The following is a 16,264-nucleotide window of genomic DNA, read 5'->3' as shown; positions in this document are numbered from 1 at the left end:
AGAACGAGAATTAAGAAACAGCTTTCCGGATTAAAGAATTTGCTTGGCGACCATAGCGTTTTGGACCCACCTGATTTCCATGCCGAACTCAGAAGTGAAACGAAATAGCGCCGATGGTAGTGTGGGGCTTCCCCATGTGAGAGTAGGACATCGCCAGGCTTTAAATTACGGACATTCGTTTTAATAACGGGTGATACCACTGCGGAGTGGTAGTTCAGTTGGTTAGAATACCGGCCTGTCACGCCGGGGGTCGCGGGTTCGAGTCCCGTCCACTCCGCCACTTATTTGAGAGTCGTCTCATTAAACACGAACTGCAGGGGTGTAGCTCCAATTGGCAGAGCAGCGGATTCCAAATCCGCGTGTTGGGAGTTCGAATCTCTCCACCCCTGCCATATATCAAGGCTCTGACTTAGGTCGGAGCCTTTTTCGTTTCTAACGAATAGTTGTCGATATCTGATACATATTGATCTTAAGAACATATTACATCGATGACTTAAGCCATTCTATTTCCTTTGCAATAGATTGCGTCACTAAGCTTCGGTGTATCATTTTACCCCTTCTTACCTCTCTTCATACTCCCATTATTCTTCGTTAGTGAGCTAGTTGATTTACTACTTGATCTATATGACGTGTATAGGAAAGGTTAGTGGTTACATTGGCTTGGATGATCACTGACTTGGTTCCTGTTATTATCATGAGTTAATGCTAATAATTAGGAAGTAAGTTTATGCCACATTTTCGATTCCGTGCTGTAGAGCCGCAAGCTGTTCAGGCACTATCAAAGCCTCTGACGGATGAACTTCAGCCTCTGATGGACTGTCCGCGTGAGGATTTTACTTTTGAGTATATCTACACTACGTTTTTCAATGAGGGCGAGGTGAGTGCTGCATATCCTTTTGTCGAAGTGCTTTGGTTTGACCGTGGTCAGGAAGTACAAGATAAAGTTGCTAAGCTTATTACACAGCAAGTTCGTGGTATTGCTGGTGCAGATATTGATGTTGCAGTTATCTTTTCAGCTTTATCCCCTAAAGCTTATTACGATAATGGCGAACACTACTAAAGGCTAAAAGCTATGAAGCTGAGTTTCATTGTATCTTTGGGTTTATGTTTCTCAGCTTCTGTATACTCTACTCCTTGGGAGTCTGTTGCTAACCCTACCCAAAACTCTTCTTCCTCTATTGGTAGCTATGCTAACGGTTGTTTGGATGGTGCATTACCTTTGCCTCTTGATGGCGTTGGTTATCAAGTTTTACGCAGTAAAACGAAACGCTACTATGGGCACCCTAAAACGATAGAGTTTATTGAAAACCTAGCGCTTAAAGCTCATCAAAATCTCAACACAACGCTGCTTATAGGTGACCTCTCTTTACCAAGAGGAGGAAAGTTTTCTTCTGGCCATTCTAGTCACCAAACTGGGTTAGATATTGATATCTGGTTAAGACTCGCTGACCAACCGCTTTCTTATAACGAATTGCAACTCCCCAAGCCAATGAGTGTGGTGGATTTAAAAGGTTATTCCATACTTAACCATCGCTGGGAGGATAGGCACTTTAAGCTGATTCGATATGCTGCACAGAGTGAGGATGTTGCACGAATTTTTGTACATCCTGTCATTAAGGAGCAGCTTTGCTCGCAAGAAGAAGGCAAAGAACGTTCTTGGTTACGTAAAGTTCGCCCTTGGTGGGGGCATCATTACCACTTCCACGTCAGGTTATCTTGTCCTGAGTCGAGTGGTTACTGTGTTGAACAAGCCCTGCCTCCCGCTGGTGATGGTTGTGGGGTAGAGCTTGCTAGTTGGGGACCGAAAGTTAAGCCTATCGATAAGCCTCCGTCTGCGAAAGTTATTGCTAAGCCCAAGCGAAAAACAACGATTCCACCGCAATGCCAATCACTTATCTCTACTAACTAGAGTGACTCTACAGGTTTATATTCCCTTACGTATCTCTTTTATGAAACTGGAGAAACATCATACTTTTGTCTACAGTGAATAATACCAATACAAAAACTAACCTAATTAGTTTTGGTGACATAATATAGAAATCTAAATTAAACAAAGAGTTGTAGTATAGATAAGTCGTAACTTCTCTGTTTAGAAAGATCTTTCGTCACGATACTTTGGTTTCTTAGCAATATGTCTGTCAGTTGGCTAGCGAAGCAATAACAAGGCAGACAAGTGTGTGAGGTGGGAATGGATACTTCTCCTGCTAGAAGAGTAAATCAAGGATAAAACCATGACTATGATTTGTGCAAAAGAATTTGCAGAGTGGTTAAGACACAGATTTAGCAGTGAAACGAAAGGGGTCTTATTGACTCGGGTTGATGTAAACCACCTGACAGGACGTCAGCGTCTTGATCCCGGATTTGTTAATGATGTGCATTACGAGCTGATGCAATATGGAATGGCTTTTGTTACGGACACGAGCCGAGAAAACTTTTATCTTGTGCCGGTTTCCCAAGCTGAAAATTGGCGAGATAGGTTAGAGTCTCATTTTGAAAAAGAGTTGTTTTGTAATATCTATCCTATTGAAAAGTCGGGTTAAAAAAAGGTTCAACTTTGTCTCCAAAGTTGAACCTACTTGTTCTTATGCTAACCCTTGAATAATCACGAACTTCTCCAGTAACTGCTCTTCTGTTTCTACATGATCCGGGTCTGTGATAATGCATTTTGTAATCGGGCACACTGACTGACAGGTCGGCTTTTCGTAATGTCCCTTACACTCTGTACATAGAGCTGGGTCAATCTCGAAAATGCTTTCTCCCATGCTGATTGCCCCATTGGGGCATTCGGGATCGCACATGTCGCAGTTGATGCATTTGCCAGTAATGAGCAAGGCCATGATTACTTACCAGTCGGGTTACGGGTGTCCTGCCCTGAGTTTAAGTTACGCATCAATAGACCGTATTCTAAATCTAGATCTGCTGGTACTGGAATGAAGACGAAGTGACCATTCCCTTTGGCATCCTCAATAGACTCTGACTTACGGTTTTCCATCGCTTCTAGCGTGAAAACAACATTACCTTTTGGCGTCATTAACTCAAGACTATCACCGACAAGGAATTTGTTTTTCACTTCTACTTCAGCCATATCGCCACGACGTTTACCAGTGAACTCACCGACAAACTGTTGAGCATCAGAGACTGAGTAGCCGTAATCGTAATTCTGGTAGGTGTCGTGAGTATGACGACGTAGGAAGCCTTCGGTATAGCCACGGTGAGCTAGGCTCTCTAGTGTGCCCATTAGGCTTTCATCAAATGGTCGGCCTGCTACAGCATCATCAATCGCTTTACGGTAAACCTGTGCAGTACGAGCACAGTAATAGAATGATTTAGTACGACCTTCGATTTTCAGTGAGTGCACACCCATCTTAGTTAAGCGCTCAACATGCTGTACCGCACGTAGGTCTTTTGAGTTCATGATGTAAGTGCCGTGCTCATCTTCGTACGCTGCCATTTTTTCTTCTGGACGGTGCGCTTCAGAAAGTAGAACGACTTCATCCGTTGGTTTACCACGACCAATTGTGGTTTCAGGGCGTTCGTCTTGTACTTCGACAGGCTGTGCTTCAGATGGGTCAAATTTCTCTACGATATCACCAGCGTCGTTTTCTTTGCCTTCTTCCACTTTGTATTCCCAACGGCACGCGTTGGTGCAAGTGCCTTGGTTAGGATCACGTTTGTTGATGTAACCAGAAAGTAGGCAACGACCAGAATAAGCCATGCATAATGCACCGTGAACGAATACTTCAAGTTCAGTTTCAGGACAATGCTCACGAATTTCTTCGATTTCTTCTAGAGATAGTTCGCGAGAAACGATCACACGTTCCACGCCATTCGCTGCCCAGAACTTAACAGTCGCCCAGTTTACAGCGTTTGCTTGTACAGAAAGGTGAATTGGCATTTCTGGGAAAGCTTCACGAACCATCATGATTAGGCCTGGATCTGACATGATCAATGCGTCAGGACCCATTTCTACGATTGGTTTAAGATCACGGATGAAGGTTTTTAGCTTCGAGTTGTGTGGTTGAATGTTACATACCACATAAAGCTTTTTGCCTAGAGCATGTGCTTCATCGATACCGATTTTTAGGTTTTCGTGGTTAAACTCATTGTTACGTACGCGGAGGCTGTAGCGAGGTTGGCCAGCGTAAACTGCATCTGCGCCGTAGGCGAATGCGTAACGCATGTTTTTCAGGCTTCCCGCAGGAGACAGTAGCTCAGGTACGAATGCTTTCTCAGTTGTCATTGCTCAATTCTCTTTTATCTGATCACAAGTCAGGCCAATTCCACCTAATGGAAATGGGGCGCAAATTTTACGTCAAAATGTGAACTGTGACTAGGGTAATTGTGCTTCAGATAGAAAAACACCCTCAAAAAAAGTGAGGGCGTTATGGTTAACCTTTATACAATGTTAAGCGTTAGGATTTGGTAAGCCGCCTAGCGCATCATATAGGTTGGGTAGGAAAGCACTGAACTCCCCACACATCAGAGAGAAGTCTGCATCAAATCGAGCCGCTTGATCTTCACGTGGAATATCGTCATTTTGATCTTTCAATTCATCAGAGAATTTTAGACGCTTAATACCCGCATCTTCTGTCATGATGAATTCAATACGATCTTGCCAATTAAGTGCAAGCTTCGTTACGACTTTATCTGCTGCGATGTGGTTGCGGATTTCATCTGTGGTCAGCTCTTGCTTCTTACAACGAATCACGCCACCTTCTTCAAGCACGGATTTTAGCTCAGCTTCGTCCATCATGGTGATACCTTGAGGTGTGTCGCCCGTTTTCACCCACTCGGTTAGCGTTGTTTCAATCGCTACTTCTGGAATGGCAGGAACAACAGGTAAACTACCCATGGTTTTACGAAGTAGTGCTAATACGTCTTCCGCTTTTTTGTAGCTGCTTGCGTCAACAAGGATGAACCCTTCTTTTGGCATGATGAGCACGTGAGTGTGGCTGCTGCGGCTAAATGCGCGAGGCAGTAAATCCATTACGATGTCATCTTTCAGGTTGTCTTTCTCTTTCTTCTTCAGAGGACGACCTTCTTGCGCTTCCATTGCTTCTACTTTTGCATTCAATGACTCTTTGATCACTGAGGCAGGTAGCATTTTCTCTTCTTTCTTGGCGCAAATCAGAATGCGGTTTTCTGACACGTGAGTCATCATGTCGCCATGTCTACCCATTGCACTGACCCAACCAAATTTCTGTTTATCTTGACTGCCACATGGGGTGAATCGGAATTCAGACAGTTGAGTTTCTAGTTGTTCGGCGTTGAAAGTAACCTCGCGGTTAACGCGGTATACCAGACAGTTTTTAAACCACATAAATCTTCTCTAGGCTTGATGACAAGGGACTAATCATAGGGAATTTTTGTGCTGATGTCTTAATAGAAATGAAAAATATCCGAATGAACCTCAAAAGAAAGTTATATGAAAATTTGTTTTCAAAGGTCACAAAAGTGTCATAATTGGTAGTGATAATGCTTATGCATAGAGGGGCGCTTTGTCTCTTAAATTCATTAGCTCAACGAACATAAGGTTACTCAATTATGTCTAGAAGGATTCTGGTTGTTGAAGACGAAGCTCCTATTCGCGAAATGCTGTGCTTCGTACTTGAGCAGAAAGGTTACCAAGCGGTAGAAGCGGAAGATTACGATACTGCAGTAACCAAACTGGCTGAACCCTTCCCTGATTTAGTTTTACTGGATTGGATGTTACCAGGCGGCAGCGGCATTAACTTCATCAAGCATATGAAGCGAGAGGAATTAACGCGCAACATTCCAGTTGTGATGCTTACCGCTCGTGGTGAAGAAGAAGATAAAGTGCGCGGTTTAGAAGTCGGTGCGGATGACTACATTACTAAGCCATTTTCTCCTAAAGAGTTGGTTGCCCGCTTAAAAGCGGTGATTCGTCGTGTAACCCCGACCGCACTGGAAGACGTAATTGATGTGCAGGGATTGAAGCTTGATCCTGTATCACACCGTGTCACGGCTAATGATGCACCATTAGATATGGGCCCAACAGAATTTAAAATGCTGCATTTTTTCATGACGCATCAAGAGCGTGTGTACAGCCGTGAGCAGCTATTAAACAATGTTTGGGGTACTAACGTGTATGTCGAAGATCGTACGGTCGATGTTCATATTCGCCGCCTGCGTAAAGCATTGGAAGCCGCAGGTCATGATAAGCTGATCCAAACTGTTCGTGGTGCTGGATACCGCTTCTCGACAAAGGCATAAATTAACACGCAGCTTATCGGTACCATTTCTGGAGTTATGAGTGGTTGAAAGATTAACGTGGAAAAAGCTGGCCTGGGAGCTGGCTTTTTTTTACACCCCATGGGTGATAGTAGGTTGGATATTCGGTTATATGCCGTGGTTGCTTTTGGCAGCTACGGCATTGCAGCTTGTGTGGCATTTGCATAACCAAGTACGTTTATCTTCTTGGTTATGGGATGAAAAGCGCCTGACGCCACCGTCTGGTAGCGGTAACTGGGAATCTTTGTTCAATGGCTTGTATCGCTTACAGCAGCGCCAACGCCGTAAACGCAAAGAGCTTACTAATCTCATTCGCCGATTCAGAAATGGTGCGGAATCGTTACCCGATGCCGTCGTGGTGTTCCGTGCTGAAGGCAATATCGTTTGGTGTAACAAACTGGCTCAACACTTATTGGGTTTCCATTGGCCGGAAGACTCTGGTCAACCTATCTCCAACCTCATTCGTACGCCTGACTTTATCAAGTACCTCAACAAGAAAGACTTCTCTGAGCCATTGGAAATGCGCTCACCACTCAATGTCGAACGCATGCTAGAACTACGTATCGTACCGTATACCGAAGGTGAACATTTGATGGTGGTGCGTGATGTTAGCCAGTTAAAACAACTTGAGGGAATGCGCCGTAATTTCTTTGCTAACGTTTCTCATGAACTGCGTACACCAATGACGGTCCTACAAGGTTATTTGGAGATGACAGAAGACCCTGACATGGTTGTGGGCCCAATGTGGAGTAAAGCGCATGGTGTTATGACGGAGCAGCTCAACCGTATGAACAGTTTGGTGAACCAACTACTGACGCTATCTAAAATTGAAGCGGCACCTATGCATGAGCTTGAAGAAGTCGTGAATGTACCTGCGATGCTCGAAGTACTAGAAAAAGAGGCGGTTAGCCTTAGCGGGGACAACCAACATAAATTGAAATTTGATGTTGATGCTAGCCTACGCGTACTGGGCGATGATGACCAGTTACGTAGTGCTATCTCTAACCTCGTTTATAATGCTGTCAAATACACACCGCCTGGCGCGAACATTAATGTTCGTTGGTTCCAGACATCTCAAGGCGCATGCTTAGAGGTGGAGGACAGTGGTGATGGTATAGAACCTCAGCACCTCCATCGACTTACTGAGCGTTTTTATCGCGTCGATAAAGCAAGATCACGCGATACCGGAGGGAGTGGGTTAGGGTTGGCTATTGTGAAACATGCGCTGAGCCACCATGATTCTCATTTGGAAATTCACAGTGAAGTGGGCGTGGGCAGTAAGTTTTCTTTTGTATTGCCTGAACGTTTGGTGGTGAAATAATGGCATTAAGAGTCGCAAAAGTGTTCAGTCTACTGGCTCTCGCTTGTTCCGGTATGGCTGTCGCTCAAGATAAACCATTGCCGAATTATCATAAAACGACTGGGATTGTCGGTAACTTGCTCTCTGTTGGATCCGATACACTTGCAGGCATGACAACACTTTGGGTGGAAGAGTTTAAATCCATTTACCCGAATATTAATGCGCAAGTCCAAGCGTCTGGCTCTTCCACTGCCCCCCCAGCATTGACCGAACAAACGGCTCAGTTTGGTCCCATGAGCCGCCCTATGCGTTTAAGAGAGGTTGAAGCGTTTGAACGTGAACATGGCTACAAGCCAACGGCGCTTAGGGTTGCGATCGATGCTATCGGTATTTTTGTCCATCAAGACAATCCAATTCAAGGGCTCAACTTTAGTCAGTTAGATGCTTTGTTTTCTGCAACTCTGCGCTGTGGTGAAAGTCAATTTATCACGAACTGGCAGCAACTCGGTCTTGAATCACAGTGGGCAAAGCGCAACGTACAGTTGTTTGGTCGTAACTCCGTTTCTGGAACTTATGGTTACTTCAAAAGCAATGCCTTATGTGGCGGCGATTTTAAAACACGAGTTAACGAGCAGCCAGGCTCAGCGTCAGTTGTGCAAGCTGTTGCCTCAACTATCAGTGGAGTTGGCTATTCTGGTGTTGGTTATCGAGTAGCTGGCGTACGCTTAGTTCCGGTGGCAAAAACGGGGAATGACTACGTGACGCCAACGCGAGAACATATTGTTAGTGGTAAGTACCCACTATCACGTTACTTATATGTATATGTGAATAAGCACCCGGATTACCCATTAACACCAATAGAAGCCGAGTTTATTCGCTTTATTTTCTCCGCTCAGGGGCAAGCGTTGGTTGAGAAAGATGGCTATGTGCCCATTACAGCAGATTTTGCAGAAGAAGAATTAAAAAAAGTCGGCCTGTAAGCCGACTTTTTGTTTAGGTATGAACAGCACGAGATCAGAAAGTGAGTGTCCACTTCGCGCTGTCCCAACGTTCTTGTTCTTCCTGTAAATCAGCATGAAGCAATTTGTTGTTTTCTAGCCATGCTTTATCTGTGCACGTAAGAATCCATTCATCATTTTTGATGGATAAAGTGATGTCAGGCAATGGATCTTCGTTACGCTGTCCATTTAATACGATAGAAAGTCGTAATGTTTTGATGAGGCTTATAACGTCACTCTGTTTATAGAGGTTGAAATCTGGTAGTTCTTGCAATTTGAGCGCTTTACGCTGGAAGCGAGCTAATGTTGCAAGCACTAATTGCTGCTCACGGTTGAAGCCTTGTAGGGTGGAGTGCAACAGAATATAAAAAGAGTGGCGATGGAAACTACGCAAGTTGATACTTAATCCGACTTCATGAAGCAACGCTGCCCACTCTAGTAAGTCAAATAACTCACTCTTTTTTTTAATGCCTAGTTCAGAGCGCACCTGACATAACATCTCACGTGCATGGCCTTTAACACGAGCAGCATGCTCTAAGTCAACCCGGTGTTTGTTGGCTAAATTTTCAGTTGTGCGCATACGTATATCTGAGCGCGCAAAACGCTCTTCCATTTCGTACAACAGACCTTCGCGCAGAGCACCATCGGAGAAAAACATCTGCTCAATGCGAAGTGCTTTGAAAATTGCGGACAAAATCGCCACGCCTGCCGCGAATACGGGCTTACGTTCTTCTGTTAAACCTGTCAGTTCAATCTCTTCAATTGAATCAAAATTACACAGAGTTTCAATAAGCGTGTCCAGTCTCTTCGCGGTGATCAGGCCATCTTCAAAACCTAATCCTACTAGCACTTCTTGAATTGCTTTGATGGTTCCTGATGAGCCGAGAGCGATATCCCAGCCTTTTTTACGGTATGCTGAAGCGATGGACTCGAGTTTTTGCTCGGCGGCTAACATCGCTTTATTGAAGTTTTTCCCAGACAGTTTGCCGTTTTTAAAATATTGCTCTGTAAAGCTGACGCATCCCATCTGTTTACTGTTGAGAAGCTCAGGTTCAAATTCTTGTCCAATGATCATTTCGGTACTGCCGCCACCAATATCAACGACCAACTTGGAGTTTGACTCTACTTGAGTGTGAGCGACACCTAAGTAAATCAAGCGGGCTTCTTCTTCCCCTGGGATGATTTCTATTGGGAAGGGCATCACTTCTTTCGCACGCTCAATGAATAGATGAGCATTTTTAGCGCGTCTTAGTGTGTGTGTCGCGGCGATACGCACATTCGACTCATCAAGCCCTTGCAGTCTCTCAGCGAACATGGCTAAGCACTCTAACGCACGTTCCATCGCGGAATGACTTAAGTTCAATTCACTGTCGAGTCCTGATGCTAAGCGAACACGCTGTTTATGACGGCTAACCAGTTGTAAGTCACTGCCTACAACCTTGGCCACCACCATGTGGAAACTGTTTGAGCCGAGGTCTATCGCGGCAATGTAGCGAGTATCTTGTTCAAGTATTTGAGGCATCTGAATTTTGTTTTCTAGTTTGCTTTTCTATATTTTTAAGATAGTCATAGATAGCGATTTGAGAACGAACTTTTTTGCGATTACCTCGTGGTACGTAAGCGTTGCTCATTTCCTTATCTATAAAACGAGCCTTTACTGTATCGGTAAAATGGATATTCGTTATATCAATAATTCTCTGTTTCAAACGTGGATCACGGACTGGCGCCGCCACCTCAATGCGGTGATCGATATTTCTTGTCATCCAGTCAGCAGAAGAGATATAGACTTGCGGATCGCCATCGTTATGGGTAATCACCACGCGTGGGTGTTCCAAAAAGCGGTCAACAATACTGATGATCCGAATGTTGTCGCTGATTCCCTCAATGCCTGGTACTAAGGAGCACATGCCGCGAATGATCATATTTATCTTCACTCCCGCCGTACTTGCTCCATATAGCTTATTGACGATGCCTTTATCGACTAGGTTATTGACCTTGATCGTAAGGGCGGCTTTCTTTCCTAGCTTGGCATTCGCAATTTCATTATCGATCAGGCGGTAGATTTGGGTACGAGAATTACGTGGAGATACCATGAGGTGATTGAACTTCACTGGGCGATATGGATTCTCAATGTAACCGAAGACATTACGAACTTCGTTAGTGATTTCTTGATCTGCGGTAAGGAGAGAGAAGTCGGTATAAATTCGTGCCGTCTTCTCATGGAAGTTGCCTGTGCCGATGTGCGCGTAGCGAATAATTTCTTCACCTTCACGGCGACTGATCATCAGTAGCTTTGAATGAATCTTAAGGCCAGGCGCTCCGAAGATGACGTGCACACCTGCCTCGGTCAACACTTTTGACCATTCGATATTGGCTTCTTCATCAAAGCGAGCCTGCAGCTCCACGACCACGGTGACATTTTTTCCGTTGTGCACGGCATCAATTAATGAGTTCATCAAGCGAGAATCTTTCGCGACGCGATAAATGTTAATCTTGATACTAAGTACTTTTGGATCGAAGGAGGCCTGGCGTACCAACTCACTAATGTGGTCAAAAGTGTGGTAGGGGTAATAGAGTAGAATATCTTTCGCTTTAATCGCATCAAAGCTGTTAGCGTAACCTTCGAAATCGGCGCATTTCATTGGTGGAAGCGGTTTATTTTCAAGGTACTCTCGCCCAACATTTGGAAACGCAATGAAGTCTTTAAAATTGTGATAGCGGCCGCCGGGGATAAGGTTATCGTAATTAGAGATATTGAGCTTGTTACAAAGAAACTCTAGCATTTGGGGCGGCATATCACGTTCGTAGACGAAGCGAACGGGCTTTGCTGTCAGTCGCTGATTGACACCTTCAGACATTTGTTCGAGCAAGCTGTATTCGATTTCGTTGCGTAAATCGTATTCGGCGTCACGCGTCATTTTCATCGCATAGCCGCTAAGCTCATCATAATCAAAAAAGCCTTTGAACAGCTCATCCAAACAGTGGCGGATAATATTATCAAGTAAGATGATGGTTTTTCGACGCTTTCCTTTCTGTTCTGGTACCATCACAAAGCGGGGAAGGTGATCGGTCGGAATTTCGATCAAAGCGTACTGGTAATGCTCTTCTTTACGTAGCTCTACAGCGATGTAAGCGTACTCGTCTTTGAGAAATTGCAGAACATCGATCTCATCTTTCATTAGCAGAGGGGTGATATGCGGCATGACCTCTCTACGGAAGTATTTCGCGATCCACTTTTGCTGCGATTCATCCAGTTGTTGCTCGTTGACCAAGAAAATGCGACGTCGCGCCATTTCTCGAATCAATTCGCTGTAAAGCTCATCAAATTGTTCGTTAAGCTTGAGTGCTTTCGACTGCATTTTGGTTAACAGTCGTTTAGGGCTATCGCTGCCACCGCGCTCTTGGCTGATTAGGATTCTGCGCTTCACGTCCGCAAAGCGTACTTTGTAAAATTCATCTAAATTGTTGGAAAAAATCCCAAGAAAGCGAATACGTTCGATCAAAGGGACGGTTTTATCGGCAGCTTCTTGTAATACTCGTTCGTTGAAAGACAACCAACTAAGTTCTTTTTCTATATATAGTTTTTCTGCGCTCATAACCTTACCTAGCCAAAAGTGAAGTAATACGTACTCATCTTGGAAAAATGGATGAGTGAGAACATTATGAGATTTTCATTACAGATTTATTTCATACCACGCATTGCATCAGAGTTGTATTCTTTTCAGGTGTTTAATGTGATCTGTAATATAATTGTCATCTTAACGACATATTCTAGTACTAAGTCAAAAAAGGTAGAGATTTAAATGGCACAAGCCGAGTTTTCATTGCAGGAAAAAGATAAGAAACGACTGATAAAAGATCGTTTAGTTCGACTTGCAGTGACATCCGGTGGTGTCGGCGTTCTCGCGGCGCTTATTTTGATCTTTGTCTACCTCGCCATGGTGATCATTCCGCTTTTTTCTGATGCGGAGATCAAAACCAACCAAGCCATTCGAGCCACCCATATTGAAACACCACTGGCGATTTCGGTGGATGATTACGCTCAGCTAGCGTTCGTTCTAACCCAAAGTGGTGAGATTCAATATTTGTCGATGGACGATCCTACGAAGCCTGCAGTGTATAAACAGCAAATCGTCCAGGAACCCGTCGCTTTCTCTCAATCTGCTCCTGGACTAGGTTGGTATGGGTTTGTTGATGGGCAGGGTAAAGCGCACCTTTTCAAGCCTGAATTTAATGCCACGTTGAGAGAAAATACACGTCCTCCGGAAGTGATTGAGCTAGACACCAGCATGGATCTGACGCTGAGTACGCCTCAAGATCCTGTGACTCAGTTTGTGTTTGCAGCTTCAACGCCCTTACCAACAATTGTTTGGCAGACACAAAGCGGTGAAGTGAAGGCTCGTTGGCAAGTGGCTTCGTCTTTGGGTACGCCTCCGACAACGATCGATTTTACGTTCTCTTCAGGCTTTGATGCACCTCAGCAAATGTTATTGACACCTGATGGTGAAACGCTTTATTTGCGCGATGGCTCTGAGTTGATCGTGTTAAAGAAAACCGCACGTAAATTTGCTGTGCGAGAGGTGGTCGACCTCACTCAAGGTGATAAGAAGCACTCCGTTCGTACAATGGACCTACTGGCTGGTGCTTACTCGCTTTTGGTGACACACAACGATGGTCGGGTGTCGCAATGGTTTGATACGCTGCAAGAAGAGAGACGCACGTTAACGCATATTCGTGATTTTAAATTGGCATCAGAGCTTAAGTATTTGTTGCCGGATTCTCATCGCAAAGGATTTTATAGCTTTTACACCAACGGCACGTTGCAAAGCCATTATACAACCAGTGAAAAACTGGTGTTGTTTAAGCGTGCGTACAATCAAGCGCCCGCAATCGCAGCAATGTCTAACAATGAACGCTACTTAATCACTTGGCAAAATAATGAGTTAAATGTTGCGGAAGTGGACAATGCCTATCCGGAAATTTCATTGTCCTCATTATGGCAAGAAGTGTGGTACGAAGGGTATCCTGAGCCTGAATATGTGTGGCAATCGACTTCGGCGAGCGATAACTTCGAGGCTAAGTTCAGCCTAGTACCTATTGCGTTTGGGACGATAAAAGCGGCGATGTTTGCGATGCTGTTTTCAGTACCGCTCGCAGTGCTAGGTGCTATTTATACGGCGTACTTTATGTCACCACGCATGCGTCGTGTCGTAAAACCGTCGATTGAGCTAATGGAAGCACTGCCGACGGTGATCATTGGTTTCCTCGCGGGGTTGTGGTTCGCACCTATTGTCGAAGACCACCTGATTACGATCGTCGTCATGCTGTTTGTTTTGCCCTTGAGCACCATGATTATGGGCGGGGTATGGGCGTTAATACCGCAACCTTTGCGAAATCGTCTGCCTAATGGTTGGCATGCTTTAGTGCTCATGCCTGTCATATTGGTACTGATTGGGCTTGGAGTGTGGATTTCGCCTACGATTGAGCAGACGTTCTTCAGTGGTGATATGCGCTTATTCTTAACCGAGCATGGTATTGGTTACGATCAACGTAATGCATTGGTGGTGGGGTTAGCGATGGGTTTTGCTGTTATCCCGACGATTTTTACCATCGCCGAAGATGCCATTTTCTCTGTGCCGAAGCATTTATCGGATGGCTCTTTGGCATTAGGGGCCACGCCTTGGCAAACTTTAATCTATGTTGTCTTGCTTACCGCAAGTCCGGGTATTTTTTCTGCCATTATGATGGGGCTGGGACGCGCTGTTGGTGAAACCATGATTGTGTTAATGGCAACGGGCAATACGCCATTAATGGATTGGAATATTTTGGAAGGATTGCGCAGCCTGTCAGCAACCATCGCCGTTGAGTTGCCAGAGTCCGAAGTTGGAAGTTCGCATTATCGTCTATTGTTCCTAGCTGCATTGATTTTGTTTGTGTTTACGTTTGCAGTAAACGCGCTTGCGGAGTGGGTTCGTCAAAGACTGAGAGATAAGTACCGTGCGTTGTAATAATGGTTTGAATAAAGAGCGAGTAATGACGTGTTAAATTGGATTCGTTCTGGCGCACCGTGGATATGGCTAACAGGCGGTGCAGTCAGCATCAGTTTGTTGTCGGTATTAGGGTTGTTACTCCTTATCGGCTGGAAAGGCCTGACTTACTTTTGGCCAGCTCCCTTGTATCAGTGGAATGTTGCAGCATTGACGCCTGTACAAGGCGAAGTGCTACATGAAAATACTATTCTGATTGGCCAAGTGTATGAGCGCAGCTTTGTACCGAAGAGTTATCTGCCTGAAAGCGCAGCACAGCAGTTAGAAGACGATGAAGACTTTGCCACGCGACTCAGTATCAAAATCGCTAACCGAGAGTTGTATCCCGCCGATTTTATCTCCGTATTGCAAATGCAGTTGGACGAGCCCACGACGCCAAAAGAGTGGGCTGTGATCGAGCGCAGCAGCGGTGGTTATTTCTTTGGTAAGCTGGTGGCGTTTCAAGATGGCGATAATATATACACCAGTGATATTCAATCGGTACTAAATAAAAAGCTTGATGATGCAGAAACTCTGCGCCATGAGATTGATTCTTTGGTGGTCGATCAGCTTAAAGAGCTTGGTTGGAAGCTAGAGCAGTTGCGATTAGATAAGCGCAAGCATGAGTTGAATGACACGCTGACAGAAAGCTTTTTAAAGGAAAACCAGACGAAAAAAGAGCGGATAGAGAAAGCTCTGGCGACGTTAGATTTACAGCTTGATGGCTTACGATTACAGCTTTCTGGCTATGCCCTGATTGTCGAGGATATGACGGGCTCACAAGTATCGATTCCGCTCGAAGACATTTTGGACTACTGGTACCCAAACCAAATGTCACTGCCTGATAAAGTCATGCACTGGGGGAAGCAGGTTTGGAAGTTTTTATCTGAAGATCCAAGAGAGTCGAACTCTGAAGGAGGCGTGTTCCCTGCGATATTTGGTACGGTTTTCTTAGTACTTATCATGTCGATCATTGTGATGCCACTTGGGGTGATCGCCGCTATCTATCTGCATGAATACGCTAAGAATAACGCTCTAACCAGGGTTATTCGTATTGCGGTTATAAACCTAGCGGGTGTTCCATCGATTGTTTATGGCGTATTTGGTTTAGGCTTCTTTGTTTATACGATTGGTGCCTCTATCGACAACGTATTCTATGCGGAAAAGTTACCGGCACCAACCTTTGGTACGCCGGGTTTGTTATGGTCCGCATTAACCCTTGCCGTGTTGACGCTTCCAGTTGTGATTGTGACGACAGAAGAAGGTTTAACTCGTATTCCGAGTTCAGTACGACATGGCTCTCTGGCACTTGGTGCAACTCAGTTCGAAACCCTATGGCGTGTGGTTTTGCCTATGGCGACGCCAGCTATTATCACAGGGTTGATCCTTGCGATTGCACGTGCAGCTGGCGAAGTAGCGCCACTGATGCTGGTGGGGGTCGTGAAATTGGCATCCAGTTTACCGGTTGACGGGCAATTCCCTTATGTGCATTTGGATAGAAAGTTCATGCATTTAGGTTTTCACATTTACGATGTTGGCTTTCAAACCTCCAACATCGAAGCTGCGCGACCATTAGTTTATGCCACCTCTTTCTTACTCGTGACAGTGATTGTCGGGCTAAACTTAACAGCAATCAGTATTCGCAATAATTTACGAGAAAAATACAGAACGTTAGGACAAGATTAAGT

At 44.8% G+C, this 16,264-nt stretch carries 13 protein-coding genes, 2 tRNA genes and 1 rRNA gene; 11 read left to right on the top strand and 5 right to left on the bottom strand.

Going from position 1 to position 16,264, the window contains the following annotated elements:
- Positions 1-42: 42 nt before the first annotated feature.
- The 6 genes from rrf to FKN16_RS16725 all read left to right on the top strand — a co-directional run bounded on the left by rrf (position 43) and on the right by FKN16_RS16725 (position 2,540).
- Positions 43-159: ribosomal RNA gene (gene rrf / locus FKN16_RS16750) — 5S ribosomal RNA — on the top strand.
- Between the two features lie 44 nt (positions 160-203).
- Positions 204-280: transfer RNA gene (locus tag FKN16_RS16745), tRNA-Asp, on the top strand.
- A 35-nt stretch (positions 281-315) separates the two neighbouring features.
- Positions 316-392 (top strand) — tRNA-Trp (locus FKN16_RS16740).
- A 335-nt stretch (positions 393-727) separates the two neighbouring features.
- Entirely contained in the window at positions 728-1,060 is a 333-nt protein-coding gene (locus FKN16_RS16735) for a DUF1904 domain-containing protein (RefSeq protein ID WP_005391613.1), read from the top strand.
- Between the two features lie 12 nt (positions 1,061-1,072).
- The gene (gene mepA / locus FKN16_RS16730) at positions 1,073-1,909 is read left to right on the top strand and encodes a penicillin-insensitive murein endopeptidase (protein WP_170903127.1); all 837 of its coding nucleotides are present in this window, start codon (positions 1,073-1,075) and stop codon (positions 1,907-1,909) included.
- Positions 1,910-2,231: 322 nt separating this feature from the next.
- The gene (locus FKN16_RS16725; protein WP_005391608.1) at positions 2,232-2,540 is read left to right on the top strand and encodes a hypothetical protein; all 309 of its coding nucleotides are present in this window, start codon (positions 2,232-2,234) and stop codon (positions 2,538-2,540) included.
- A gap of 42 nt (positions 2,541-2,582) precedes the next feature.
- Here the strand turns inward: FKN16_RS16725 and FKN16_RS16720 are convergent, their stop codons facing one another.
- The 3 genes from FKN16_RS16720 to rdgC all read right to left on the bottom strand — a co-directional run bounded on the left by FKN16_RS16720 (position 2,583) and on the right by rdgC (position 5,320).
- The gene (locus FKN16_RS16720) at positions 2,583-2,837 is read right to left on the bottom strand and encodes a YfhL family 4Fe-4S dicluster ferredoxin (RefSeq protein WP_170903125.1); all 255 of its coding nucleotides are present in this window, start codon (positions 2,835-2,837) and stop codon (positions 2,583-2,585) included.
- Positions 2,838-2,839: 2 nt separating this feature from the next.
- Positions 2,840-4,240 (bottom strand): tRNA 5-hydroxyuridine modification protein YegQ, encoded by a 1,401-nt coding sequence (yegQ, locus tag FKN16_RS16715; RefSeq protein WP_006741904.1) that lies wholly within the window; start codon positions 4,238-4,240, stop codon positions 2,840-2,842.
- 165 nt (positions 4,241-4,405) lie between these two features.
- Positions 4,406-5,320: a recombination-associated protein RdgC gene (gene rdgC / locus FKN16_RS16710; protein WP_005391604.1), complete on the bottom strand. Its 915-nt coding sequence runs from the start codon at positions 5,318-5,320 to the stop codon at positions 4,406-4,408.
- Positions 5,321-5,544: 224 nt separating this feature from the next.
- On the opposite strand from rdgC, the gene phoB reads away from it, so the two are divergent.
- The 3 genes from phoB to FKN16_RS16695 are packed head-to-tail and all read left to right on the top strand — an operon-like array spanning position 5,545 to position 8,532.
- Positions 5,545-6,234, top strand: a complete 690-nt coding sequence (phoB, locus tag FKN16_RS16705; RefSeq protein ID WP_005381752.1) for a phosphate regulon transcriptional regulator PhoB — start codon at positions 5,545-5,547, stop codon at positions 6,232-6,234.
- Between the two features lie 40 nt (positions 6,235-6,274).
- Positions 6,275-7,573 (top strand): phosphate regulon sensor histidine kinase PhoR, encoded by a 1,299-nt coding sequence (phoR, locus tag FKN16_RS16700; RefSeq protein ID WP_005383667.1) that lies wholly within the window; start codon positions 6,275-6,277, stop codon positions 7,571-7,573.
- Complete coding sequence (locus tag FKN16_RS16695) at positions 7,573-8,532, top strand: phosphate ABC transporter substrate-binding protein (protein ID WP_170903123.1); 960 nt, start codon at positions 7,573-7,575, stop codon at positions 8,530-8,532. The genes phoR and FKN16_RS16695 overlap by 1 nt, the downstream gene beginning before the upstream one ends.
- A 34-nt stretch (positions 8,533-8,566) precedes the next feature.
- On the opposite strand, the gene ppx is transcribed toward FKN16_RS16695, so the two are convergent.
- Together ppx and ppk1 are read right to left on the bottom strand one after the other, a co-directional pair.
- Complete coding sequence (ppx, locus tag FKN16_RS16690; protein WP_170903121.1) at positions 8,567-10,072, bottom strand: exopolyphosphatase; 1,506 nt, start codon at positions 10,070-10,072, stop codon at positions 8,567-8,569.
- Complete coding sequence (gene ppk1, locus FKN16_RS16685) at positions 10,056-12,146, bottom strand: polyphosphate kinase 1 (RefSeq protein ID WP_005391598.1); 2,091 nt, start codon at positions 12,144-12,146, stop codon at positions 10,056-10,058. The genes ppx and ppk1 overlap by 17 nt, the downstream gene beginning before the upstream one ends.
- Positions 12,147-12,353: 207 nt before the next feature.
- Here ppk1 and FKN16_RS16680 point away from each other — a divergent pair, with 207 nt between their 5' ends.
- A complete protein-coding gene (locus FKN16_RS16680) occupies positions 12,354-14,558 on the top strand; it encodes an ABC transporter permease subunit (RefSeq protein ID WP_170903119.1) in 2,205 nt (734 codons plus the stop codon).
- A 30-nt stretch (positions 14,559-14,588) separates the two neighbouring features.
- On the top strand, positions 14,589-16,262 hold the full coding sequence (gene pstA / locus FKN16_RS16675) for a phosphate ABC transporter permease PstA (RefSeq protein WP_047010198.1): 1,674 nt from the start codon (positions 14,589-14,591) through the stop codon (positions 16,260-16,262).
- The last annotated feature ends 2 nt before the right edge of the window (positions 16,263-16,264 follow it).

Origin of the sequence: Vibrio sp. 11-4(1) (assembly GCF_013048625.1) — a bacterium.
Lineage (GTDB): Bacteria > Pseudomonadota > Gammaproteobacteria > Enterobacterales > Vibrionaceae > Vibrio > Vibrio diabolicus.
Note: the sequence above shows the minus strand (reverse complement) of the source record. Positions and strands in the feature narration are given on the sequence as shown.